Below are 26,208 nucleotides of genomic sequence, written 5' to 3' on the forward strand. Positions count from 1 at the left end.
CGAGGCTCACGAACCTATCAGAAACTGATTTGGGCCGTGAGGATACCCGCCCTTCCCGGGGCGACCGACGCATAGTGCGAGGCGTAAGCCTTATCGAAGTAGTAGCGATTCGCAAGGTTCTGCACGTTGAGCTGCAGCGACAGGTGCGGATTGACCACGTACGACACCATGGCATCGAAGCGCGTGTACGACGGCACCCATTTCGTGTTGGCCGTGTTGCCGAACACCTTGTCCTGGTAGTACGCGCCACCGCCGATCGTCCACTGCGAGCCGATGGCGTAGGTGGTCCACAGCGTGAAGCTGTTCTTTGGCGTATTGGGGAACACGTTGCCCCGGCTGGCGGCATCGCCGGGTCCGGTCTTCACCAGTTCGCTGTCGAGGTAGGTATAGCCGCCATAGACATTCCAGCGTTCCGTGACCTGGCCACTGAAGCCCAGCTCGATACCGTCCACGCGTTGCTCGCCCGCATTGATCTGCGGACTGCCACGCCCGCCGGTGGCGACGCGGGCGTTGGTCTTTTCGCTGCGGAACACCGCCGCCGTCAGCGACAGGCGCTGGTCCAACACGTCCCACTTGGTGCCCAGCTCGATGTTGCGGCTGCTTTCGGGCTTGAGGTCCTGGTTGGTCACCGCGATGCCGTCCGCGCCGTCGCCGGCATCCACGCCCGGTGGATTGGACGAGGTGCCCCACGACACATAGACGCTGCCGTTGGCCGCCGGCTTGTAGACCACGCCCAGCTGGTAATTCCAGAAGTTGGAGTCGTTGCTGACGCGGGTCACCACGCCGGTGGTGGTGGTCGTTGCGGTGGAGCGCGTGCTGAAGCTGTCGAAGCGCACGCCGCCGTTGACGGACCACTGCGGGTTGAATGTCACCGTATCGAAGGCCCAGGCCGAACGCGTGTCAGTGACGATGCGCGTGGGGTTCTGTCCACCGATGATCGCGCCGTTGAACGGATCGTGCGGCGTCGGATGCTGCGCGCTGGTGCACCAGTAGTTGGACGGCGCGCCGATGCCGTACTTGCTGCTGCACGCGCCGTTGACGAGGGAGCCGGTGTTGTGGGTATCGCTGGCGTTCTTCGCGGGATCGACCAGATAGCTGGTGCGATGCGTCTTCTCGCTGCTCAGCTCGATGCCCGCCGCCACGCTGTGCCTGAGCGCGCCGGTGTCGAACTCGCCGGTGAGGTCGGTCTGGTTGGTGATGTTGGTGGTGCTGCTGTCGCGATTGTTGCTGCGGCGCCAGACGCCGCCATTGACCAGGAAGTTGCCCTGACTGTCGTCGGGCTGGGTCCAGATGTAGTCGTTGGTGGAGCGCGCGTAGACGGTGGTGTTGCGCAGCAGCCAGCCGTCGCCGAAGTCGTGCCGAATCAGGATGCTGCCGATGTCGTTCGACTGCTTCTGGTAGTCGCGATCCAGCCAGCCGTAGTACGTGCCGCGCGGCACCGAGTACGGGCGCCCGTCGCCGTTGAGGCGGGCGTAAGGGCTCGTGGCGGCAAACGGGTTGTTGTACGGGATGCCGCTGTCCGGCGTGTCGTCGCTCTGCAGATGGTAGTAGCTCAGCGTGACATTGGTGGGCGCGTGCAGCCCGAAAGTCACCGACGGCGCGATGCCCCAGCGCGACATGTCCGGCCCGTTGCGGCCCGGCACGTCGTTGCCGTGCCCCATCACGTTGAGGCGCACGGCCGAGTCGGCGCCCACGCGCTGGTTCCAGTCGAGCGTGCCGCGGTAGTAATTGTCTGTGCCGACACCCGCGGTGGCGCGCACGAAGTCCTCCGCCTTGGGCAACTTGGTGACCAGGTTGATGCTGCCGCCGACGCCGCCGCGTCCGCTGTAGGCGGAACTGGGGCCCTTCATCACCTCGACCTGCTCGATGTCGAAGATTTCGCGCGACTGCGAACCGGAACTGCGCACGCCGTCGATGAACACCGAGCTTTCGGAGTCGAAGCCGCGGATGATCGGACGGTCGCCATTGGGGTTGCCGCCCTCGCCCGCGCCGAAGGTAATGCCGGGCACCTGGCGCAGCACGTCCAGCAGCGAGGTCGCCGCCGTCTGCTGGATGATCTGCTGCGGCACCACGGTGACCGAGCGCGGCGTGTCGAGCAGCGGCGCCGTGAACTTGGGCGAGGTGGCGTTCACCACCGTGGAGCGCACCTTCACGCCATCGAGGTTCTGCGCATCCTGTGAATCGGCGGCCGGTTCGGCCGGCGCGTCGCCGGCGGCCATGGCCGAGGTCGACACCAGCGCCAGGCCGAGGGCGCTGGCCATCAGGCGGATGGGCGGGTTGGCCGATGAGGAGACAAAGGTCTTGGAGGTCATGCTCGATCCTTCGCGCAGGCGAACGCCGGCCGCCCAGGCTCAAGGCTGCCGTTCACCGTCGGGTTGAGGGGGAGAGGGGAAGCGCGCGGTCCTTGCCCCGCGCGCATCGCATGAAATTACGTTAACAATATTGAGAATGATTCGCAATATCTTGTTGCAACCCGCCCGCCCGGCATCGATCGAACCCCGCGCGAACGCCCTGCTTCCGAACGCCAGGGAGCCCCGGGCACTCGAATGCCATGCCCGCACGGCGCACGGGTTCACGTCCGCGCATACGCCATCCGGCAAGCATCCTCTGGCCTAGCGGAAAAGCATGACGACCCTGTTAGCCTTGCGCCGCCTGCAAGCGATGTCGGCCCGTTTATGTCCGCTTGCATTCATCAGGGGGCATGTACGTTCGCACTTCGTTGGGCCATCCGTCGGATACCCTGCGGCTCGAATTCACGCCTCCCCCTCGACAGCGGAAGAACGGCATGCAGAACCTGGAAGACACCAAGCTCGCCATCATCGGACTCGGCTACGTCGGCCTCCCCTTGGCCGTGGAGTTCGGCAAGCACTACGACACCGTCGGTTTCGACATCAACCAGAAGCGCATCGACGAACTGAGCAGCGGCGTCGACCACACGCTGGAAGTCAGCAACGAGGAACTGGCCGAGGCCAGGCGCCTGCGCTTCAGCTCGCAGCTGTCGGATCTCGCCGACTGCAACGTCTACATCGTCACCGTGCCCACGCCGATCGACTCGGCCAAGCGCCCCGACCTCACGCCATTGATCCGCGCCAGCGAAACCCTGGCCAAGGTGCTCAAGCGCGGCGACATCGTGGTCTACGAGTCCACCGTGTATCCCGGCTGCACCGAGGAAGTGTGCGTGCCGCTGCTGGAAAAAGGCTCGGGCCTGGTGTTCAACCGCGACTTCTACGCCGGCTACAGTCCCGAGCGCATCAACCCCGGCGACAAGCAGCATCGCGTCACCAGCATCCTCAAGGTGACCTCCGGTTCCACGCCGGAAACCGCCGATTTCGTCGACCGCCTGTACGGCTCCATCATCACCGCCGGCACGCACAAGGCCAGCTCGCTCAAGGTGGCCGAGGCGGCCAAGGTGATCGAGAACACGCAGCGCGACCTCAACATCGCCCTGGTCAACGATCTCTCCATCCTGTTCAACAAGCTGGGCATCGACACGCTGGAAGTGCTGCAGGCCGCCGGCACCAAGTGGAACTTCCTGCCGTTCCGTCCGGGCCTGGTGGGCGGCCACTGCATCAGCGTGGACCCCTACTACCTCACGCACAAGGCGCAGGAAGTCGGCCACCACCCCGACGTGATCCTGGCCGGCCGCCGCACCAACGACGGCATGGGCCCGTACGTGGCCAGCGAAGTGATACGCCTGATGGTGCGCAAGGGCATCAACCCGGTGCGCGCGCGCGTGCTGATCCTTGGCCTCGCCTTCAAGGAAAACTGCCCCGATCTGCGCAACACGCGCGTGGTCGACATCGTGGAGGCGCTGCGCGGCTACAACGCCGAGGTCGACGTGCACGACCCGTGGGTCAATGCCGCCGAAGCCGAGCACGAATACGCGCTGACGCCCATCGAGGCGCCGCGGCACGGCGACTACGATGCGGTGATCGTCGCCGTGGGCCATCGCCAGTTCACCGCATGGGGCGCCGAGGGCATCCGCGCGTTCGGCAAGGGTTCGTCCGTGGTGTATGACGTGAAGTACGTGCTGCCGCGCGAAGCGGTCGACGGTCGACTCTGAGGGGCTGCGTCATGAAAGTGTTGGTCACCGGTACGGCTGGCTTCATCGGTTCGCATGTCGCCCAGCGCCTGCTCGAGCGCGGCGACGAAGTGGTGGGCGTGGACAACCTCAACGACTACTACGACGTCACCCTGAAAAAAGCGCGCCTGGCGCGCTTCGCGGACAACCCCGGCTACACGCACATCCAGGCCGACCTGGCCGATCGCGCCGCCATCGAGCAGGCGTTCGCCGAACACCGTCCGCAGCGCGTGGTGAACCTGGCGGCCCAGGCCGGCGTGCGTTACGCCGCGCAGAATCCGCACGTCTACACCAGCAGCAACGTCACGGGCTTCCTGCACATCCTGGAAGGCTGCCGCCATCACGGTGTGGAACACCTGGTGTTCGCCTCCACCAGCTCGGTGTACGGCGCGAACACGGACATGCCCTTCTCCGAGCACAAATCCGCCGAGCATCCGCTGACGCTCTACGCGGCCACCAAGAAGGCGAACGAACAGATGGCGCACAGCTACGCGCATCTGTACGGCATCCCATGCACGGGGCTGCGCTTCTTCACCGTCTACGGCCCGTGGGGCCGTCCGGACATGGCCTTGTTCCTGTTCACCCGCGCCATCCTCGCGGGCGAGCCGATCCGCGTGTTCAACCACGGCAAGCACAAGCGCAGCTTCACCTATGTGGACGACATCGTCGAAGGCGTGATCCGCACGCTGGACAAGGTGCCGCCCATCGACGAGCGCTGGGACAGCAACCAGCCCGATCCGGCCAGCAGCGGCGTGGCGCCGTATCGCCTGTTCAACATCGGCAACGAACGTCCGGTGGAACTGCTCAAGTACATCGAAGTGCTGGAAGCCTGCCTGGGCCGCAAGGCCATCATGGAGATGCTGCCGCTGCAGCCGGGCGACGTGCCGGACACCGAAGCGGATGTAACGGACCTGATACAGGCCGTTGGCTATAGGCCGCAGGTGTCGGTAGAAACGGGCGTGGCCAACTTTGTACGCTGGTACAGGGAGTACTACCGCGTGTGATCGACTAAGGCGACCACCTTACCTGCGCCACCGGGCGCGACGCCAAGGACCAGATCCACGACCGACACCGCAGCAAGCGACGTGGATCTCTAGGGGGTGGCGTGATCATCGACTACTTGGGTGGAGCGCATCCGCAGGATGTGGAAGCCGACCTGTGCATCATCGGCGCAGGCGCCGCGGGCATTGCCATCGCGCACAGCTTCATCGGCAGCGCGGTGCAGGTCTGCCTGCTGGAAAGCGGCGGACTGGGCGGCGAGCAGCGCAGCCAGGCACTTTGCGAAGGCAGCTCCTCCGGCCCCATCGAATTCGATCCGGGCACCTCGCGCATGCGCGTGTTCGGCGGCAGCTGCAACCTGTGGGGTGGCGGCTGCATCCCGCTGGGCGACGACGACCTGAAACCGCGCGACTGGGTGCCCGACAGCGGCTGGCCGATCCGCTACGCGGAACTGGAACCCTACTATGCACGCGCGCGTTCGTTCTGCCAGCTGGGCGACATCGCCTTCACCGAAGGCAGCTTCACCGCGCCGACCGCCCGCCCGGTGCTGTCCTTCGACGAGGACAAGCTCATCAACCCGCTGTTCGCGCGCTGCGCCATCCTGTTCGGCGACGCCTACCGCGATGCCCTGGATCGCGCGCCGAACATCAAGGTGCTGCTGCATGCCAATCTGCTCGAACTGCTGCCCTCGGCGGACGGCGCGCACGTGCAGGAGGCCGTGATCGCCTCGCTGGGCGGCGGCCGCGGACGGGTGCGCGCGCGGCATTACGTGCTGGCCTCCGGCGGCATCGAGAATGCGCGCCTGCTCCTGCTGTCCAATTCGGTCGTGCGCGAAGGCCTGGGCAACCGGCACGACGTGGTCGGCCGGTATTTCATGGATCACCCCAGCGGCACGCTGGGCACGCTGACGGCCGATGAGCCACACCGCATCACCCGACCCTATGAACGCCTGCGCGGCAAGAATGCGCCATCGTCGTTCCCGGAGATCGCGCTGTCGCCCGTCTACCAGCGCACCGAGCGCGTGCTCAACGGACGCGTGCATCCCTTCGGCGTGGAAGGGCCGCTGCCGCGTGGCATCCGCGCGCTGCGTGAACTGCGCACTGCGCTGCGCAAAACCGTGCTCGACGAGAACGCGCTGCTGGAGGCTCGCCTTTCCGAAGCGCTGCGCAACGCGCCGGCCGGCGAGGTCATCACGGCGCCCTCCAGCCTCGGACTCACCGCGCTGAAGCTCGGCCTGGGTATGGGCGACATCGCCAGGGCCTTCGTGCACAAGCTCACCGACCGGCCGGCGGTGAGCAACAGCCACGTCGAACTGGTCGGCTATTTCGAACAGGCGCCCAACCCCGAAAGCCGCATCACGCTTGGCGAGGAAACCGACGCGCTCGGGCAACGCAAGGTATGCGTGGACTGGCGCCTCACGCCGCTCGACCACCGCACCTATCGCCGCTCGGCCACGCTGTTCGGCAACGAACTGGCACGCGCCTGCAACGGGCATTTCGCGCTCGCGCCGTGGCTCGCCGATCCCGACCATGTGAAGCCCGAGATCCACGGCACGGCCCACCACATCGGCACGACCCGCATGTCGGACGATCCCACCAAGGGCGTGGTCGACCGCGACTGCAAGGTGCACGGCATGGACAACCTGCACGTCGCCGGCAGCTCGGTGTTCCCGACCGGCGGCTGGGCGTTCCCCACCTTCACCATCGTCGCCCTCAGCCTGCGCCTGGCCGATGAGCTGCGCGGCCTGCTGATGAGCGGCTTCCTGTAATGCGGGGCGATGGAATGCAGGCGGCCATGCTCCCGCAGACGAGCTTCTCCCGTTTCGCGCATCGCGTGTCCGCGGCGCTGCGCGCTTGCCAATTCACGGCTCCGTCGGCGGGCGAAGCACGCGTCATCGTGTTCGACAGCGCGCCCTGGTGGCCGCTGCGCGACGACGCCGCCGGCCTGCTCTGCGCCTACGAGGCGAATCGCGCGGCGCGGTTCCGCCACGCGCTGGACCACGACACCTACACCGTCGCGCACGCGTTCTGGCGCGTGGCCCTTGGCGTGGTGATGAACGCAGACCCGGCCGAGGTGGAGCTGACGCGCTCCCCAAACGGCCAGCCGCTGTTGCCCGGCAGCGGCCTTGCCACCAGCCTCAGCCACAGCGGCACCATGGTGGCGGTGGCCATCGGCCGGGGCACCGCTATCGGCGTGGATATCGAGGGCTTTCCCTCGCGCACATCGCTGCACGATATCGCCAGCGTGCTGTGCTCGCGCCGCGAAGCGGAAGCGATGTCGATGCTGGACGTCGGCGCGCGCAGCCGCGCACTGCTGGAGCTATGGACGCGCAAGGAAGCCGTGCTCAAGGCATTCGGCGTAGGGCTGCGGGTGCCGCCATCGACCATCGAGGTGGATGCCGGCAGCACCATCGAACCGCCTGTCGAAGCGGCGGGCGCCAGCGCCTGTCGCGTGTTTCCGCTGGCCATGCCGGTGAGCTGGCTGGGTTCGCTGGCGCTGAGCTGCGACATCGGCGGCTACTCGCTGCATCACGTCTGAGTTTTTCGATGCCCGCGCATGTAACACCCCTGAGACAGCCGAACAGACTGTGCCGCCGGTAAACCGTTAGTTGCATCGACACGCGCGAAGCCGCCGCGATAGCCTCGTTGCTGCCACTGGACGTTGGCACTTTAGGGGACGCAAGGGGGGATCGGATGCTTCGTTTTCTACGTCGGCAATCCATGCGATGGCTGGTCTTTCTCGGCTTCTGCGAGCTGCTGCTCCTGGCCATGTCGCTGGCGCTTGCCACCTATATCCGCTACGCCTACAACCCCGATGAACTCGCCGAGTTCACCGTGCACCTGCCGCAGCGCTCGCTGGTGTTCGCCATCATCATCATGGTCGGCATGATGGCTCTGGGTCAGTACCAGGCGCACATCCGCATGACGCGCTTCGGCCTTGTCGCCCGCCAGTTCGTGGCCTTCGTGCTGGGCGGCGTGCTGCTGGTGATCGGCTACTACATCGTGCCGCAGGCCTATGTCGGCCGCGGCGTGCTGGCCATTGCGTTGGCTCTCGGTTTCATCCTGGTGCTCGGCCTGCGCATGGCGTTCCTGCAACTGGTGGAAGTGGAAGCCTTGAAGCGCCGCGTGCTGATCCTCGGCGCCGGCAACCGCGCCGCGCAGATCCACAACCAGATGCGTCGCCGCACGGATCGCCGTGGCTTCTGCGTGGTCGGCTACGTGCCCCGCGCCAACGAAACCGTCGCGGTGCCCGAACATCACCTCATCCACACCGACATACCGCTGCATCTCTTCGTGCAGCGCGAACAGATCGACGAAGTGGTGGTCGGCGTGGACGACCGCCGCGGCCACCTGCCCATGGACGACCTGCTCGAGTGCCGGCAGATGGGCATCACCATCACCGACCTCACCTCGTTCTTCGAACGCGAATCCGGTCGCCTGCAGCTCACCATTCTCGATCCGTCGTGGCTGGTATTTTCCGGCGGCTTCAACGCCACGCCGCTGCGCCAGCTGAGCAAGCGCTGCTTCGACCTGGGCGCGGCCACGCTGCTTCTGCTGCTGTGCTGGCCGCTGATGCTGCTGGAAATGCTGGCCATCCGCATCGAATCGGGCGCGGGGCAACCGATTCTCTATCGGCAGGAGCGCGTGGGCGCGCATGGACGCACCTTCCTCCTGCTCAAGTTCCGCAGCATGCGCACCGACGCGGAGCGCGACGGCGTGGCGCGCTGGGCGGCGAAGAACGACGACCGCGTCACCCGCGTCGGCCGCATCAGCCGCAAGCTGCGCATCGACGAGCTGCCGCAATTGTGGAACGTGCTCAAGGGCGACATGAGCATCGTCGGGCCGCGCCCGGAGCGCCCGCAGTTCGTAGCCGACCTCGCTTCGCAGATCCGCTACTACAGCCTGCGCCATTGCCTGAAGCCCGGGCTCGCCGGCTGGGCGCAGCTCAGCTATCCCTACGGCGCCACCGTCGAGGAAGCCGCCGAAAAACTGAAGTACGACCTGTTCTACGTGAAGAATCACAACCTCATGCTCGACCTGCTCATCCTGATCCAGACGGTCGAGGTGGTGTTGTTCGGACGAGGCGCGCGTTGACGCACGTCGACCGCACCGGCCGCCGGGTGGTGGAAGCCAAGCGATGTGATCTGACCTACCGCAGATCCACTGCAAGCAGCCGCCTGGCGACCGGTGCGGTCGGGGCCTGGAGCCTATTCAAAATCTCCGTGAAATTCAGTCCCCTCACCGTCATTCCGGCGCAGGCCGGAATCCAGTGGCCTTATCAAATGGTTTTTGCGGAAGAGCCAAACGCTTTAGCTTCACGCAGCGACCGACTTCTTTCGCCACTGGATTCCGGCCTGCGCCGGAATGACGACGCGAACATTCAGCGCTTTTCGAGATTTTGGAGATGCCCTCAAGGCAGCCGCGCCGACGGCCCACTAGCCGTATGCAGCGGCCGCAAGGGCGAACTGTGCCATTCGACGAGTTCGTCGTGATCGAAACGTACCCATGACGGCCCGTATTCCCACAGGTCGCCGTGCACGGCGAGCGGCTCGCCTTCCAGCGAACGTACGTCGGCGGTGGACATGCCTGCATGCAACACTGTGTCCGCATCGGCGGCCTCGTGCGGAATGACCGGTGACACCGCTTGTGCAGGAACATCTTCCTCGACGGCATCGGCGGATGTCTTCAACGAAGCTTCGTGCGCCATCCAACCCAACGTCGCGAGCACCACAATGACCAGCAGCACGACAAGCTTTCCGCGCGAGCGGTTTCCTGCCGGTGATGGCCTGTCCTGCGGCAGCGATTCGTGCGGAACGCGCTGGCGAGGGGCGGCGAACGGATCCGCCGATTCGCGCGGCGCACCCGGCAAGCGGCCATGGCGCTTGTGAAACTCCATGGCCGCACCGTACTGCGCGGTAAGCCGCTGCAGCCGTGCCGCGGAGCGGGCGTCGGCGGGCTGACCTTGCCGGCGATCGGGATGAAGCAAGGCAACGTGACGCCGGTACGCCTGTTTCAGCTCGGCCAGTTCGCAGCCCGGGCTCACGCCCAGCCGGCGATACAGATCGAGAAAGTCGGTTTCGTGCGTCACCAGCGTCCCCCAACCATGGCGTCGAAGCGTCGTTACGCAAGGTGTTCCGGCCGATCCATTCGCCAGGATTTCTACATCGTTTGGCCGTCCATTCGGCGCCCTTGGCGAGCTTGACACGGCATAGGTCGAATCACAATATCGTTGCCATACGACAGGAGAATGCGCACATGCAAGCCCGTTTCTCCTTCCCATCCTGCTCGTCGCGCCGCCGCGCCGGCATGCTCGCGCTGCTACTCGCCGCCGCCCTTCCCGTCGCCGCCACAGGCACCGATGACGCCATGCCCGCCATGCAGGCCATACCCACGCTCGGCGCGCACACCTTGCTCACCCAATCCGAAGGCGACGGCAGCTCGCCCGCCGTTACCTCCGCGATACACACGCAGGACGACGGCAGCTCGCTGCTCGTGCTGGTGGCGGGCCACGCCGACAACGATGCCGACCCTACCGACAGCTATGCCAACACCTGGAAGCGCATCGGCGAACCGGTGACGTACAACGGCTACGACGGCCGTTTCAACGCCCGCGCCTACCTGGCCATCGGCGCGCACGGCGGCAAACATCACACTGTCCAAGTGGTGAAGGCCGGCTCGCCCAACGGCGAAATCAGCCTGCCGTTCATCGAGATCGTGCACGCCGGCAAGCTGCAGGACGTGGCGCAGAACTACCCCACGCCCAGCGTCACCGCCCGTGCCGCGAACAAGCTGACGCGCGCGTGGCAAGGCATGGTCGGCAACCCGGATACCACCAGCAGCCTGCTGACCAGCGGCACGGTGACCACCACCGGCCCGGCCACCCTGGTGGCGGTATGGCTGGGCGATGCCTACATCTATTCCATGAGCGCGATTCCCGGCGACGGCTTCAAGGTCATCGACAGCTACCTGCACCTGCCGCCGAACAGCGGCGTGCAATGCGCGGTTGCCGTGCGCCAGGTGAATGCGGCGGGCACGTACTCCGTCACCTGGAGCGGTTCGCCGGCGCAGGGCGCCATCCTCTGGCTGTTCGCTTTCCAGGCGCCCTGACGCCGCTCCACGCCGCACCTGTTACATCCCTGTATCACTTTTCGGCGCCATGCCGGCCGTGCCTGCTGCCGCCGTGACAACGAGTGTCGCGGCAACGCGCCAGAGCTACCCCTAACAGCCTATTTCGTCGGGTTTGCCGCGCGTCGTTCGTTGCGGCCCTCTGCTGCTTAGGGCGTATTCACACCCATGCGCGCGGGACGGAGACTACCCCCGTTCCGATGCATCGCCGTTTGTCGGAACACGGCTCCGGGGGATGGCGCCAGCGACGCGTGACCGGGCCGGCAACGGCCCGCACGGCGGGAACAGCGATTGTCGGCCACCGGATGGACAGCACGTCGCTGCGACGCGAACCGCACTTGCACAGGGGGAAGCCATGAGCGCCGATGCCGGCCGGCTGATTGAGGTAGACAGGGAAACCTTCGATCCCTGGCGGATCCAGCCAGTGCGACATCGCCTGGCCGATCATCCGCTGCTGCAACTCTCCTCGCTGGTGGAACTGGGTAAGCGCCTGGAGTCACGCGGCCGCGTGCGCACGCATACCAGCGACGTCACGCCGGGCACGCCTTTCAACAACGCGCCGAAACTCCATCCGCACCGCATGTCGGCCGCCAACACGCTGCAGCAGATCGAACAGGCCAGGTGCTGGATGTCGCTGCTCAACGTGCAGACGGACGACACCTATCGCACGCTGGTCGACCACGTGCTCGACGACGTCAAGCCGGTCGTCGATCCGGTCGATCCCGGCATGTGCTATCGCGGCGGCTGGATCTTCATCACCTCGCCAAACACGGTGACGCCGTTCCATTTCGACAAGGAACACAATTTCATCCTGCAGGTGAGCGGCCGCAAGACGCTCTACGTGTGGGACCACCGCGACACCGTCGCCGCCAGCGAGGAATCGCGCGACCGTTTCCACGCATGCCATGAACGCGACCGCCTGAAGTGGGACGAAAGCCTGCGCGAGCGCGCCACGGTCTTCCACCTAGAACCGGGCCAGGGCGCGTACATGCCATCGACCAGCCCGCACATGGTGGAGAACGGCGACAACGCCTCCATCACCGTCAGCTTCACCTACTACACCCGGGCGACCCGGCACGACTCCCTGCTGCACGCCGCGCACGAACGCCTGCGCCACTGGGGCATGGCGCCGCCCGCGGTCGGACAGAACACGCTGCTCGACTTCCTTCTGCACAGCGGCTTTCGTTCCGCCATCCATGCGCGCGAACTGCTGCGCCGTTCACTGGGCAAGCGCCCGAACACGGATGGCGCGCCCTACGCCATCGCCAGTTGACCGACCGCGCCGCGTCGCGCAGGTGCATGCCCATGAAACCGTCCCGCATCCCGCAAACGTCACCCGCCAGCATGGAGCTGTCGTTGCTCGATGTGCTGGTGCGGCAGGCCTCTTCCGCTGCGGCGAGCCTGCCACAGCGGCTGACCATGGCGATCGATCCGGCCATCGTCCATCGCGTGGAAACGCGCGCCGCGCGCCTGCAACTGGCGCCCCTGCAGCTGCGCCGTGCCGCGCTCGCGCTGCTGGATGCCCGCCTCACCGGCCGGGCGGAGATCGTGCTCGCCACGGCCGCCGGCCCCGTCCGCTACACGATTCCAGCGGATGGCACCGTGGACGCGTGGCTGGTGGCACACGCCGCCACCGACGACGCCACGCCAAGCAGCGTCGGCGCGTGGATGGATGACGTACCGGCGGGCCCGCCCCTGCCGCTGCGCTGGTCGCTGTCCGCCGACGGCGCTCACCTGCAGCTCGATTACGACGCTGCCGTATTCGACGAGGCCATGCTGCTCACGCTTGCGCGCGCCCTGTCGAACATCTTGCACACACTCGCACACGAGGACGCCATCGACGCCGTCTCGGCGCTCGACGACGAAACGCGCGAACGCCTGCTCGCCACCTGGAACGATACGGCCGTGCCACGCCACCGCGCGGACACCGTGCACGGCCTGTTCAAGGCCGCCGTCGCCACGCGTGGCGATGCCATTGCCCTCGATGGCGCGCTTGGCGCGTTCACCTATGCGGAACTCGACCAGCTCAGCGACCGCCTTGCCGCCGGCCTGATCCGGGCCGATGTACGGCCGGGCGCCGTGATCGGCCTGCTGATGGATCGTTCGCCGGAGGCCATCCTCGCCATCCTCGCCATCCTCAAGGCGGGCGCCGCCTATCTGCCGCTGGATCGCACGAATCCCGCCGAGCGCCTCGCCTTCGTGCTGAAGGATGCACAGGCTGCCCTCGTGATCGCACCCGTAGGCACGGAGCCGCCCGATGGCATCACGGTGCCCGTGCGGGGCATCGATGCGCTGATGGAGATAACGGACGCCGTGGCGCTGCCCACCGTCGACGGCGACGCGCTGGCCTACGTGATGTACACCTCCGGTTCCACCGGCACGCCCAAGGGCGTGGAGATACGCCATCGCTCGATCATCCGCCTCGTGCGCGGCATCGACTACGTGGACTTCGGCGAGGCGCCGCGCCTGCTTCACGCGGCGCCGCTGGGTTTCGATGCCTCCACGCTGGAAATCTGGGGCTCCTTGCTCAACGGCGGCTGCTGCATCGTGCACGACGAACGCGTGCCCAGCGGCGCCGGCCTCGCCGCCACCATTCGCAAGCACGACGCGCGCATCGTCTGGCTCACCGCCGCGCTGTTCAATGCCATCGTCGATGAAGACGGCACGAACCTGCGCGGCGTGCAGCAATTGCTCACCGGCGGCGAGGCCCTCTCCGTCGCGCATGTGCGCAAGGCGCAGGCGCTGCTGCCGGGCACCACGCTGATCAACGGCTACGGCCCCACCGAATGCACCACGTTCGCCACCACCTATCGCATTCCCGCCGCGCTGGATGCGGCCGCGCGATCCATCCCCATTGGCCGTCCCATCGCCGACACCACGCTTTACGTGGTGAACGCGCGCGGCGAACTGGTGCCGCCCGGCGTCATCGGTGAGCTGTACATCGGCGGCGAAGGCGTGGCACGCGGCTACATGGCGCGCGAGGAACTCACCGCGGCGCGCTTCGTTCCCGATCCCTTCGCCGGTGACGGGCACATGCTGTATCGCACGGGCGACCTAGTGCGTTGGCTGCCCGAGGGTGTCATCGATTTCGTCGGCCGCATCGACGGCCAGGTGAAGATCCGCGGCTATCGCATCGAGATCGGCGAGATCGAAGCCGCCTTGCAGCAACTGCCGGGCGTGCGCGCCAGCGCGGTGCTGGCGCGCGAGGACCATCCCGGCCAGAAGCGGCTGGTCGCCTACTTCGTCGCCGAGGATGCCGCCGTCACGGCACGCGCCCTGCGTGCGCAGCTGGCGCAGACGCTGCCGGAGTACATGCTGCCGGTCGCCTACGTGCGCATGGACAGCATGCCGGTGACCACCAACGGCAAGCTGGATCGCCGTGCCCTGCCCGCGCCCGGCCGTGGCCGTCCGGAACTGGCGGATCGCTACGTGCCGCCGTCCAACGAACTGGAACAGCGGCTGTGCGCGCTGTTCTCAGACGTGCTGGAGGTGGACCAGGTCGGCCGCACCGACCATTTCTTCGACCTCGGCGGCAATTCGCTACTCGCCGTGCGCCTGATGGAGCGCGTGCATGCCGAACTGTCGGCCACGCCCACCATCCCCGCCTTCTTCGCCGAGCCGACACCGGCCGCGCTGGCAACGCTCATCGAAGGCCGCGCCACACGCTCCGCCCTCGCCGCGCGCCTGTCGCGTGGACGCCAGTGCGACGCGAACGAGCCCATCGCCATCATCGCGGCGAGCGGCCGTTTCCCCGGCGCATCGGATGTGGAAACGTTCTGGGACAACCTGTGCGCGGGGCGCGAATCCATCACGCACTTCCGCAGCGAAGAACTCGACCCGTCCATTCCCGCTGCGCTGCGCAACGATCCGGCCTACGTGGCCGCCCGCGGCATCATCGACGGCGTGGAGGACTTCGACGCCGCCTTCTTCGGCATATCGCCGCGCGAAGCCGAACTGATGGATCCGCAGCAGCGCATCTTCCTCGAACTGTGCTGGGAGTGCCTGGAGCGCGGCGGCTATACGCCGGACCGCCATGACGTGCCGGTCGGCGTGTTCGGCGGCATGTACCACGCGACCTACTTCCAACATCACCTCACGCAGCGCCCGGACCTGATCGACAAGCTCGGTGCGTTCCAGGTGTCGCTGGGCAACGAGAAGGATTTCTTCGCCACGCGCGTGGCGCACAAGCTCAACCTCACCGGCCCGGCGGTCAACGTCAGTTCGGCCTGCTCCACCTCGCTGGTCGCCATCTGCCAGGCCGTCGCCGCGCTGCGCGCGGGGCAATGCGAGCTGGCCATCGCGGGCGGCGCGTCGGTCACCTGCCCACCGCGCAGCGGCTACATCGCGCAGGAAGGCTCCATGCTGTCGCCCGACGGCCACACGCGCACCTTCGATGCGCAGGCGCAAGGCACCGTGTTCAGCGATGGCGCCGCCGTGGTGCTGCTCAAGCGCTGGTCGGATGCGCAACGCGACGGCGACGACGTGCTCGCCCTGATCCGCGGCATCGCCTTGAACAACGACGGCGGCGGCAAGGCCAGCTTCACCGCGCCCAGCAGCGAAGGCCAGGCGGCGGTGATCGCCATGGCGCTGGCCGATGCCGGCGTGGATGCGCGCAGCATTTCCTATGTGGAGGCCCACGGCACCGCCACGCCGTTGGGCGACCCCATCGAGATCGAAGGCCTGACCACCGCGTTCCGCCAGCACACCGACGATTGCGGCTACTGCGCCATCGGCTCGGTGAAGAGCAACATCGGCCACACGGTGATCGCGGCGGGCGCCACGGGAGTGATCAAGACGGCGCTGTCGCTGCACGAGCAGGTGTTGCCGCCGTCGCTGCACATGCAGGCGACCAATCCCAAGATCGACTTCGCGCATTCGCCGTTCGTGGTCAACGACACGCTGCGCGCGTGGCCGCATAGCCCGCAGCCGCGCCGCGCGGGCGTGAGCTCGTTCGGCGTCGGCGGCACCAACGCGCACGTGATCATGGAAGAGGCGCCGCAGCCCGCGCCATCCGACGCCGCGCAGGGGCCGCAACTGCTGTTCCTCTCCGGCCGCACGCCCGCCGCCGCGGTGGCCTATGCCGCGCGCCTGGCGGATCACCTGGCCGCGCATCCGGAAACGAATCTGGCCGACGCCAGCAGCACCCTGCTGCATGGCCGCAAGGCCTTCGCCCATCGCGGCAGCGTGGTGGCCGCGACGGTGGACGACGCCGTGACGCGCCTGCGCGAGTTCACCGCCGCCAACGTTCGTGAAGCGACCAAGCCTGCGCCGGAAGTAGTGTTCCTGTTCCCCGGCCAAGGCTCGCAGTACGCCGGCATGGGCAAGGCGCTGTATGCGAGCGAGCCGAGCTTCCGCGCCGCCATCGACGACTGCGCCGAAGCGCTGCGCGGCGAGCTGGGCTTCGACCTGCGTGACCGCCTGTTCGACGGCGATGCCGCCGCGCTGCGCGAAACCTCGCTGACTCAGCCCGCCACGTTCGCCATCGAGTACGCTCTGGCCAAGCTGTGGCTTTCCATGGACATCACGCCGGCGGCGATGATCGGCCATAGCGTGGGCGAGTTCGTCGCCGCCGTGATTGCCGGCGTCATGAGCCTGCCCGACGGCGCCCGACTCATCGCCCGGCGCGGCCGCCTGATGCAGGCGATGCCGGCGGGCGCCATGCTGTCGGTGCGCATGGCCGCGGACGCGCTGCGCGCGCGCCTGCCCGAAACGCTGCAACTGGCGGCGGAAAACAGCCCCAATGCCAGCGTGGTCAGCGGCGAAACGGCCGAGGTCGACGCGTTCCGCCAGCAGCTGGAAGCCGAGGGGGTGGCCTGCCGACTGCTGCAGACCTCGCATGCATTCCACTCCGCCATGATGGATCCGGTGCTGGAACCGTTCCGCGCCGAAGTGGCGCGTATCGCGCTCGCGGCTCCGGCCATACCGATCATTTCCACCCTCACCGGCGAGCCGCTCGGCGACGCCGACGCCACGTCGCCGGATTACTGGACGCGCCATCTGCGCGGCACCGTGCGTTTCTCGCCCGCCCTGCTCACGCAGCTGGACGGTCAGCCGCGCGTGTTCCTGGAAGTCGGCCCGCGCAACGCGCTGACCACGCTGACCCGGCAGCATGCGCAAAGCCGCAAGCATCAGGTCGTGGCCAGCCTCGCCGATGCCGAAGCAGCGGAACGCGCCGCCTGGGTCGGCGCGATGGGTGAGCTGTGGTGCGCCGGGCTGCCGGTGGCCGTGTGCTCGCTGGATCGCCGCGCCAACCGCCGGCGCGTGCGCCTGCCCACCTACCCGTTCGAGCGCAAGCGCTACTGGGTGGAAGCCGCCGCACCGGCCATCGCCACGCCACCCCACACGCCGGACAACGTCGTGCCGTTGTTCGCCCCTTCGCCTGCCCCCGTCGTGGAGCCACCCATGGATGTCAACGTTTCCGCCGCCAATACCGGCTCGCCCCGCCACGCCCGCCTGCTTGCCCAGCTCACCGAACTGTTCGAGGACGTGTCGGGCGCCGAGCTGCAGGGTGTCGATCCCGCGGCCGGTTTCGTGGAGCTGGGGCTGGATTCGCTGTCGCTCACCCAGGTCGCGCTGCAGCTGCAGAAGACTTTCGCGTTGAAGATCACCTTCCGCGAGCTGATGGAGTCGTTTTCCTCATTCGAGCGCCTCGCCATGCATATCGACCAGATGCTGCCGCCGGATGCCGCCACGCCCGCGCCGGCCAACCCTGTTCATCCCGCCGCATCCGGCGCGCCGGTGGCTCCCGCCGCCATCGTCGCGCCGGCCATGCCGATGGCCGCCAGCGGCAACGTTGTGCAGGACCTGATCCAGCAGCAGATGCTGATCATGCAGCAGCAGCTGGCCTTGCTCGCCGGCGCAGGCATGAACGTCACCGTTGCCACGCCCGCGCCGGTGCAGGCGGCCATGCCTGCAACGCCTGTACCCGCACCAGCGACGCCGGTTGCCGCGGTGGCTGCCGCGCCCGCCGCGTCACCTGCGCAGGACGAAGAAGCCGCACTGGCCCACACCACCTACGACGTGAAAAAAGCTTTCGGCGCCATCGCGCGCATCCACTCCACCCAGACGGAGCTGAGCGATCGCCAGCATGCGCGGCTGGATGCCTTCATGCGTCGCTACATCGACCGCACGCGCGCGTCCAAGGAATACACGCAGCGCCATCGCGATCATCTCGCCGACCCGCGCGTGGTCAACGGCTTCCGTCCGCTGCTCAAGGAAATGATCTACCAGATCGTGGTGAACCGCTCCAAGGGTTCCAAGGTGTGGGACCTGGACGGCAACGAATACGTCGATGCGCTCAACGGCTTCGGCATGAACCTGTTCGGCTGGCAACCGGATTTCGTGCTCGACGCCGTGCGCCGCCAGCTGGATGCCGGCTACGAGATCGGACCGCAGCATCCGCTGGCCGGCGAAGTGGCCGAGCAGGTGTGCGAGCTCACCGGCTTCGATCGCGCGGCGCTGTGCAACACCGGTTCGGAAGCGGTGATGGGCGCCATCCGCATCGCGCGCACCGTCACCGGGCGCGACACGCTGGTGATCTTCACCGGTTCGTACCACGGCATCTTCGACGAAGTGATCGTGCGCGGCACCAAGAAGCTGCGCTCGGTGCCGGCCGCGCCGGGCATCCTGCGCAACACCTCGGAAAACGTGCTGGTACTGGATTACGGCACGCCCGAAACGCTGCAGATCATCCGCGAGCGCGCAGCCAGCATCGCCGCCGTGCTGGTCGAGCCTGTGCAGAGCCGTCGCCCGGATTTCCAGCCGCGCGACTTCCTCAAGGAACTGCGCGCCATCACCGCCGACGCCGGCGCGCTGCTGATCTTCGACGAAGTGGTCACCGGCTTCCGCTCGCACCCGCGCGGCGCGCAGCACGTGCTGGGCATCGATGCGGACCTTGCCTCCTACGGCAAGGTGGTGGGCGGCGGCTTCCCCATCGGCGTGATCGCCGGCAAGCGCCGCTACATGGACGCGCTGGATGGCGGCGGCTGGCAGTACGGCGATGCGTCCATCCCCACCGTGGGCGTCACCTATTTCGCCGGCACCTTCGTGCGCCATCCGCTGGCGCTGGCCGCCGCGCATGCCGTGCTCAACCACCTCAAGCAGAACGGCCCCGCGCTGCAGGAACGCCTGAACGCGCGCACCAGCCTGCTGATGGACGAGCTCAACGCCTTCTGCGCCAGCGTCGGCGCACCGATCCAGCTGGTGCACTTCGCCTCGGTGTGGAAGACCAACTTCACCGAAGACCACCCGCTGCAGGACCTGCTGTTCGCCATGATCCGCAGCCGCGGCATCCATCTGCTGGACAACTTCCCCTGCTTCTTCACCACCGCGCACAGCGAGCAGGACTTCCAGGCCATCGCCAAGGCGTTCAAGGAATCCGTGCTCGAAATGCAGGAGGCCGAATTCCTGCCGCGCAACAAGAAGGTGGAAACGCTCGCCATCGACGCCAGCCGTCCGCCGGTGATCGGCGCGCGGCTGGGCAAGGACCAGGACGGCAACCCCGCCTGGTTCGTGCCCAACCCCGACGTGCCCGGCAAGTACATGAGGGTGAACGCATGAACCCGCAGGAGCCTGCACGCGCGGCGGAAACCGCGGTTGCCGTCGACTACGATCCGTTTGCCGGCGCCACGCTGGCGCGGGTGGTGCCCGCCACCGCGCCGCAGCGCGAGGTGTGGCTTGCGTCCACGCTGGAACCCGAAGCCTCGCTGGCCTACAACGAGTCCGTGTCGCTGCGGCTGCACGGCGATCTCGACGTCGCCGCCTTGCAGACGGCGCTGCGCCAGCTGCCGGAACGCCACGAGGCGCTGCGCGGCAGCTTCGCCAACGAAGGCACCGAGCTGTGCATCGCCGCCGAACTGGACCTGCCCTGCCCGCTGCGCGAACTCGCCTGGCTGGGACCGGACGAGCAGCAGGCCGAGATCGACGCCACGCTGCATCGCGCGGTGACTGAACCGTTCAACCTGGACACGGGCCCGCTGGTGCGCGCGGAACTGCTGCGCCTGTCGGCGCAGGAACACCTGCTGGTGTTCACCGCGCACCACATCGTGTGCGATGGCTGGTCGTTCGGCGTGATCGTGCGCGACCTGGCGGCGCTGTATGCGCAGCAGATCGGCCAGGGCCAGGATCTTCCGCCGGCCGACGTATTCGCCGACTACGCGCTGGCCGAGGCAGAGCGCGCGCAGAGCGCCGACGGCAAGGGCGACGAAGCCTACTGGCTCGCGCGCTTCGCCAACGCCACGCCCTCGCTGGACCTGCCCACCGACCGTCCGCGTCCGCGCCAGCGCAGCTTCCATTCGCGGCGCGAGGACCTGGTGCTGGACGCGGCGCTCATCTCCGACATCAAGCGCATGGGCGCGCAGCGCGGCGCCAGCCTGTATGCCACCCTGCTCGCCGCGTTCGGCCTGCTGCTGCAGCGGCTCAGCGGGCAGGACGACGTGGTTATCGGCATTCCCTCGGCCGGGCAGGCCGCGGGCGGCCATCAGGATCTGGTCGGCCACTGCGTGAACGTGCTGCCGCTGCGCGTGATGCTGGATACGGCGGCGCCGTTCGAGGACAGCCTCAAGCAGGTACGTGGCGACCTGCTCGATGCGTTCGACCACCAGCAATACACGCTGGGCAGCCTGCTCGCCCGCCTCGCCTTGCCGCGCGATCCGGGCCGCCTGCCGCTGGCGGGCGTGCTGTTCAATCTCGATCAGGCGCTGGACGAGCGCACCATCCGCTTCCCCGGCCTCTCCTTTGAGTTTGCCGGCAACCCGCGCGCGTTCGAGAACTTCGAGCTGTTCGTCAACGCCGTGCAGCTGCCCGCAGGCATCCGGCTGGAATGCCAGTACAACAGCGACCTGTTCGACGCGGCCACCATCCAGGCCTGGCTGGAGGCGTATGCCAGCTTGCTGCGGCATGCCGTGGCCACGCCGCAGGCGGCCGGCAGCATGCTCGGGTTGGTGTCTCCTTCGGCCCAGGCCGCATTGGCGGCGCTGCAACCGCCGCGCACGCCCTACGCGGCGGAACGGCTCGCACATCAGTATTTTGAACAGCAGGCCGATTGCGCGCCCGCGCGCATCGCCATCGCCGGCGATGCTCCGCTGAGCTATGCGGCGCTGGACGCACGCGCCAATCGCATCGCGCGCGTACTGCGCGACCGTGGCGTGGGCCAGGGCCAGCTGGTCGGCCTGTCGCTGCAACGCAGCCCGGACATGATCGCGGCCTTGTTAAGCGTACTGAAATCCGGCGCGGGCTACGTGCCGCTCGATCCCGGCTTTCCGGCGGAACGACTCGCCTTCATGGCGCAGGATGCCGCGCTTGCCGCGCTCATCGTCGACGACGAGGCATCGGCCGTCTTCGACTTCCCGGCGGCGAACGTGCTGTCGCTGCAACGCGATGCCGCGCTCATCGAATCGGCAAGCGCCGAACGCCTGCCGCACGACGTGCGCTCGGCCTCGCCCGAGTCCGTCGCCTACGTGATCTACACCTCCGGCTCCACCGGCAAGCCCAAGGGCGTGCGCGTGCCGCATCGCGCCGCGAGCAACTTCATCAGCAGCATGCAGCGCGAACCCGGCATCGGCGAGGATGACCGCCTGGTCGCCGTGACCACGCTGTCCTTCGACATCGCCTTCCTCGAACTGATGCTGCCGCTCAGCGTCGGCGCCGCCATCGTGCTGGCGGACCACGACCACGTGCGCGACGGCACCGCGCTGCGCCAGCTGCTGGAACGCAGCGAAGCCACCATGATGCAGGCCACGCCCGCTGGTTGGCGCGTGCTGCTGGAATCGGGCTGGCAAGGCCGCCCCGGTTTCAAGGCCATCGCCGGCGGCGAACCGTTGCCGCTGGATCTTGCCGAGGCGCTGCTCGCCCGCTGCGGTGAACTGTGGAATGCCTACGGGCCGACCGAAACCACCGTGTGGTCCACGCTGTGGCGCGCGCATGATCCGCGCGCCGGCATCACCATCGGCCGCCCCATCGCCAACACCACCGTGTACGTGCTCGACGAACACGGTGCGCCCTGCCCGCTCGGCATGCCGGGTGAGCTCTATATCGGCGGCGACGGCGTGACCTTGGGCTACCTGGATCGCCCCGAACTCAACGCGGAGCGCTTCCTGCCCGATCCGTTCTCCGGCGATGCGCAGGCACGCATGTACCGCACCGGCGACCGTGGCCGCTGGCTGGCCAAGGGCGAGCTGGAACATCTCGGCCGCCTGGACTTCCAGGTGAAGATCCGCGGCTACCGCATCGAACTGGGCGAGATCGAAACCGCGCTGGCCGACCTGCCGGAAGTGGCGCGCGCCGTGGTGATGGCGCGCGAGGACCGCCCCGGCGACGTGCGCCTGGTCGCCTACGTGGTGGCCGCCGAGGGCGTGGACCTGGAAACGGTGGACCTGTGCCCGCGCCTGCGCCAGCGCCTGCCCGACTACATGGTGCCGCAACACTTCGTGGCGATGGCGGCCATTCCCCTGCTGCCCAACGGCAAGATCGACCGCAAGTCGCTGCCCGCGCCGAGCGCTCCGGCGGTCGAGGCACGACGTGACCGGCGCGCGCCCAGCACGGATACCGAACGCCGCGTGGCGGCCGCCATGGAAGCCGTGCTCGCCCTGCCGGAGCTGGACGTGCGCGACAACTTCTTCGCGCTGGGCGGCCACTCGCTGCTCGCCGCGCAGCTCACGGCACGGCTGAACCGCGAGTTCGGCATCGCGCTGTCCTTCCGCACGCTGTTCGATGCGCCGACCATCGAAGGCCTGGCGCAAACCATCGACGGCTATCGCGCACCGGAAACGACGACGCCCGCGGCCGAGATTCCACGCCTCACTGACCGCAGCGTCGCGCCGCTGTCCTCGATGCAGCAGCGCCTGTGGTATCTGGAGCAGTTGCATCCCGGCCGCGTGGTCTACAACACGCCCTCCGCGCATCGCCTGCGCGGCCCCATGAACGTGGATGCATTCCGCCAGGCCCTGCGCGACGTGGTGCAACGCCAGCCGGCGCTGCGCACGTCCATCGAGGCGGGCGAAAGCGGCGGCGTGCAGCGCATCCATGCGGGGCTGCTGCCCGACCTTCCGCTGGAAGACCTGTCGTCGCTGCCCGCCGACACGCGCATGGACGTGCTGAAGCAGACGCTGGAAGCGGATATCGCTCAGCCCTTCGACCTGGCGCAAGCGCCGCTGTATCGCGCGCGCCTGTTCCGGCTCGGCGACGACGACCACGTGCTGTACTTCATGGCGCACCACATCGTGTGGGATGGCTGGTCGTTCGACCTGCTGTACGAAGACCTGTCGCGCGCCTATGTCGCGCGCTGCGCGGGAAACACCGAAGGCCTGCCGCCGCTGGCCGTGGAATACGCCGATTTCGCCGCGTGGCATCGCGACTGGATGCGCAGCGACACCGTGCAGCAGCAACTCGCGCATTGGCTCAAGGTGCTGGAAGGTCCGCTGGAGCCGCTGGAACTTCCTGCCGACCGCCAGCGTCCCGCGCGCATGTCCGGCGCCGGCGCCACCGAATGGATCCGCATACCGGCCGAACGCGCCGCCGCCGTGCATGCGCTGGCGCAGCGCGAGGAAGCCACGCCCTTCATGGTGCTGCTGGCCACGTATTACGTGCTGCTGCATCGCCTGAGCGGCCAGCGCGACCTGATCGTCGGCACGCCGGTGCGCGGCCGCGACCGCGTGGACACCGAAAGCATCATGGGCCTGTTCGTGAACGCGCTGCCGCTGCGCGTGGCGGTCGATCCCGAGGCGCCGTTCCGCGACGTGCTGCATCAGGTGCGGCAGGTGGTGCTGGATGCGTTCGCGCATCCCGACGTGCCGTTCGAGCAACTGGTGTTCTCGCTGGGCCTGGCGCGCGACGAAAGCCGGCCGCCGATCTCGCAGGCGATGTTCTCATTCCAGGATGCGCGCCGCCGCATCGTCTCTTGGGGCGAGCTTGCGCACGAACATCTGCCGGTATTCCAGCGCGGCGCAGCGGACGACATCGGCCTGTGGTTCCTCGAACAGGAGCAGGGCCTGCTCGGCGGCATCACGTATAACGCCGACATCTTCGATCCGGCCACCGCCGCGCGTTTCCGTGACGGCTACGAAACCCTGCTCGCCTCGGCCCTGGCCGACCCCGGCCGCGCCGTCGCACGCCTCGACCTGCTGCCGCCGCGCGAGAGCGCCCTGCTTGCCGAATGGAACCAGACCGCGCTGGACGTTCCCGACGTTCGCCTGCACCAGCTGTTCGAACAGCAGTGCGATCGGGCGCCGGAACGCGCCGCCATCCGCTGCAATGACATCACGCTGAGCTACCGCGAGCTGGATGCGCGCGCCAACCGCATCGCGCATGCCTTGCGCGAACGCGGCGCCGCGCACGGCACGCTGGTCGGCGTATCGCTCACGCGCGGCATCGACATGCTGGCCGCGGTGCTGGCGGTGCTCAAGACCGGCGCAGGCTATGTGCCGCTCGATCCGGAGTTCCCTGCCGACCGGCTTTCCTATATGGCGCAGGACGCGCATCTGGCCGTGCTGGTCACCGAATCGGCTATCGCCTCCCGCATCGACGACAGCGGCGCGGCGCGCCTGCTGCTGGACGAAGCCGCCGCCGAGCTCGCCTCGCAACCGGATACGCGCCTGCCCACCGATGCCGCGCTCAACGGCGAATCCGTGGCGTACGTGATCTACACCTCCGGTTCCACCGGTCGCCCCAAGGGTGTCGCCATTTCTCATCGGGCGGTGGTGAATTTCCTGGCCGGCATGGCGCAGCGCCCCGGCCTGCGCGCGGACGAGCGCCTGCTCGCCGTGACCACGCTGTCGTTCGACATTGCCGTGCTGGAACTTTTCGGCCCGCTCAGCGTGGGTGGTGAAGTGCTGCTCGCCACGCGCGAGGAATCGATGGATGGCGACGCGCTGCATCGGCTACTCGACACGCAGGCTGCCACATCGATGCAGGCCACGCCGGTCACCTGGCGCCTGCTGTTGCAGACGTCGTGGCAGCCCTCGCCGGGCTTCCGCGCGCTGTGCGGCGGCGAGCCGCTGTCGGCCGACCTGGCGCAGCAACTGCTGGCACGCGGCACCGAGCTGTGGAACATGTACGGCCCCACCGAAACCACGGTGTGGTCGACCTGCTGGCGTGTGGAGCATCCCGAGCGCGGCATCGCCATCGGCACGCCCATCGCCAACACCACCATCCACGTGCTCGATGAACACGGCCAGCACTGCCCCATCGGCGTGCCCGGCGAGCTGTGCATCGGCGGCGCCGGCGTGGCGCTGGGCTATCTGAATCGCGCGGAGCTGACGGCCGAGCGCTTCCCGGCCGACCCGTTCGCGCCCGGCGCACGCTTCTATCGCACCGGCGACCGCGCGCGCTGGCTGGCGAATGGCACGCTGGAACACCTGGGCCGTCTCGACTTCCAGGTGAAGCTGCGCGGCTACCGCATCGAACCCGGCGAGATCGAAACCGTGGCGCGCATGGAGCCGGGTGTGCTCGACTGCGTGGTGGTGGTGCGCGAAGTCGCGCCGAACGACGAGCGCCTCGTGCTGTATGCCGTGTCCGGCGAGGACGAGGAACAATTGTGGCCCAAGCTGCGCGCCCTGCTGTCCGCGCGGCTGCCCGCGTACATGCAGCCGCAGCACATGGTTCGACTGTCCGCGCTGCCGCGCACGCCGAACGGCAAGACCGACCGCAAGGCCCTGCCCGCGCCTGCGCTCGGCACGAACACACAGATCGAAGACGCGGAACCGGGCGTGAGCGCCAGCGACGATCCGCGCGAGCGCTACCTGGGCCAAGTGTGGTGCCGCCTGGTCGGCGTGGATGACGTGCGCGCCAGCGACAACTTCTTCGACATCGGCGGCCACTCGCTGCTGGCGATCGAGATGGTCACGCAGGTGCGCAAGGAAACCGGAGTGAAACTCAACCTGCTGGACGTGGCGACCAGTCCGCTCGCGTCGCTGGCCGCGGCCCTGCCGGATGGCGACCTGACCGAACCCCACCGCGCGGCCTCGCTGGGCGGACGCCTGCGGCAACTGTTCGGGCGCCGGTGAACAG

The 26,208-nt window shown here is 67.8% G+C and carries 11 protein-coding genes; 9 read left to right on the plus strand and 2 right to left on the minus strand.

Annotated elements, in window-relative coordinates; genetic code table 11:
- Positions 1 to 17 precede the first annotated feature (17 nt).
- A complete protein-coding gene (locus BDW41_RS00780) occupies positions 18 to 2,312 on the minus strand; it encodes a TonB-dependent siderophore receptor (RefSeq protein ID WP_083337569.1) in 2,295 nt (764 codons plus the stop codon).
- Between the two features lie 473 nt (positions 2,313 to 2,785).
- On the opposite strand from BDW41_RS00780, the gene tviB reads away from it, so the two are divergent.
- The 5 genes from tviB (at position 2,786) to BDW41_RS00805 (ending at position 9,174) form a co-directional block, all read left to right on the plus strand.
- The gene (gene tviB / locus BDW41_RS00785; protein ID WP_074547527.1) at positions 2,786 to 4,063 is read left to right on the plus strand and encodes a Vi polysaccharide biosynthesis UDP-N-acetylglucosamine C-6 dehydrogenase TviB; all 1,278 of its coding nucleotides are present in this window, start codon (positions 2,786 to 2,788) and stop codon (positions 4,061 to 4,063) included.
- 11 nt (positions 4,064 to 4,074) lie between these two features.
- Positions 4,075 to 5,085: an NAD-dependent epimerase gene (locus BDW41_RS00790; protein WP_074547526.1), complete on the plus strand. Its 1,011-nt coding sequence runs from the start codon at positions 4,075 to 4,077 to the stop codon at positions 5,083 to 5,085.
- A 101-nt stretch (positions 5,086 to 5,186) separates the two neighbouring features.
- Entirely contained in the window at positions 5,187 to 6,848 is a 1,662-nt protein-coding gene (locus BDW41_RS00795; protein WP_074547525.1) for a GMC oxidoreductase, read from the plus strand.
- A 26-nt stretch (positions 6,849 to 6,874) separates the two neighbouring features.
- Entirely contained in the window at positions 6,875 to 7,618 is a 744-nt protein-coding gene (locus BDW41_RS00800; RefSeq protein ID WP_158536959.1) for a 4'-phosphopantetheinyl transferase superfamily protein, read from the plus strand.
- A 155-nt stretch (positions 7,619 to 7,773) separates the two neighbouring features.
- Positions 7,774 to 9,174 (plus strand): TIGR03013 family XrtA/PEP-CTERM system glycosyltransferase, encoded by a 1,401-nt coding sequence (locus BDW41_RS00805; RefSeq protein ID WP_074547523.1) that lies wholly within the window; start codon positions 7,774 to 7,776, stop codon positions 9,172 to 9,174.
- A 316-nt stretch (positions 9,175 to 9,490) separates the two neighbouring features.
- Here BDW41_RS00805 and BDW41_RS00810 read toward each other — a convergent pair whose 3' ends face one another.
- Entirely contained in the window at positions 9,491 to 10,168 is a 678-nt protein-coding gene (locus BDW41_RS00810) for a J domain-containing protein (RefSeq protein ID WP_074547522.1), read from the minus strand.
- 167 nt (positions 10,169 to 10,335) lie between these two features.
- Here BDW41_RS00810 and BDW41_RS00815 point away from each other — a divergent pair, with 167 nt between their 5' ends.
- From BDW41_RS00815 to BDW41_RS00830, 4 genes are all read left to right on the plus strand, one after another.
- Entirely contained in the window at positions 10,336 to 11,187 is an 852-nt protein-coding gene (locus BDW41_RS00815; protein ID WP_074547521.1) for a hypothetical protein, read from the plus strand.
- 373 nt (positions 11,188 to 11,560) lie between these two features.
- Complete coding sequence (locus BDW41_RS00820; protein WP_074547520.1) at positions 11,561 to 12,478, plus strand: cupin-like domain-containing protein; 918 nt, start codon at positions 11,561 to 11,563, stop codon at positions 12,476 to 12,478.
- Between the two features lie 32 nt (positions 12,479 to 12,510).
- On the plus strand, positions 12,511 to 19,764 hold the full coding sequence (locus BDW41_RS00825) for a polyketide synthase (RefSeq protein WP_233496726.1): 7,254 nt from the start codon (positions 12,511 to 12,513) through the stop codon (positions 19,762 to 19,764).
- Complete coding sequence (locus tag BDW41_RS00830) at positions 19,761 to 26,204, plus strand: non-ribosomal peptide synthetase (RefSeq protein WP_074547518.1); 6,444 nt, start codon at positions 19,761 to 19,763, stop codon at positions 26,202 to 26,204. Before BDW41_RS00825 ends, BDW41_RS00830 begins: the two co-directional genes overlap by 4 nt.
- Positions 26,205 to 26,208 lie beyond the last annotated feature (4 nt).

The organism is Dyella sp. AtDHG13 (assembly GCF_003201105.1).
GTDB classification, from domain to species: domain Bacteria; phylum Pseudomonadota; class Gammaproteobacteria; order Xanthomonadales; family Rhodanobacteraceae; genus Dyella; species Dyella jiangningensis_B.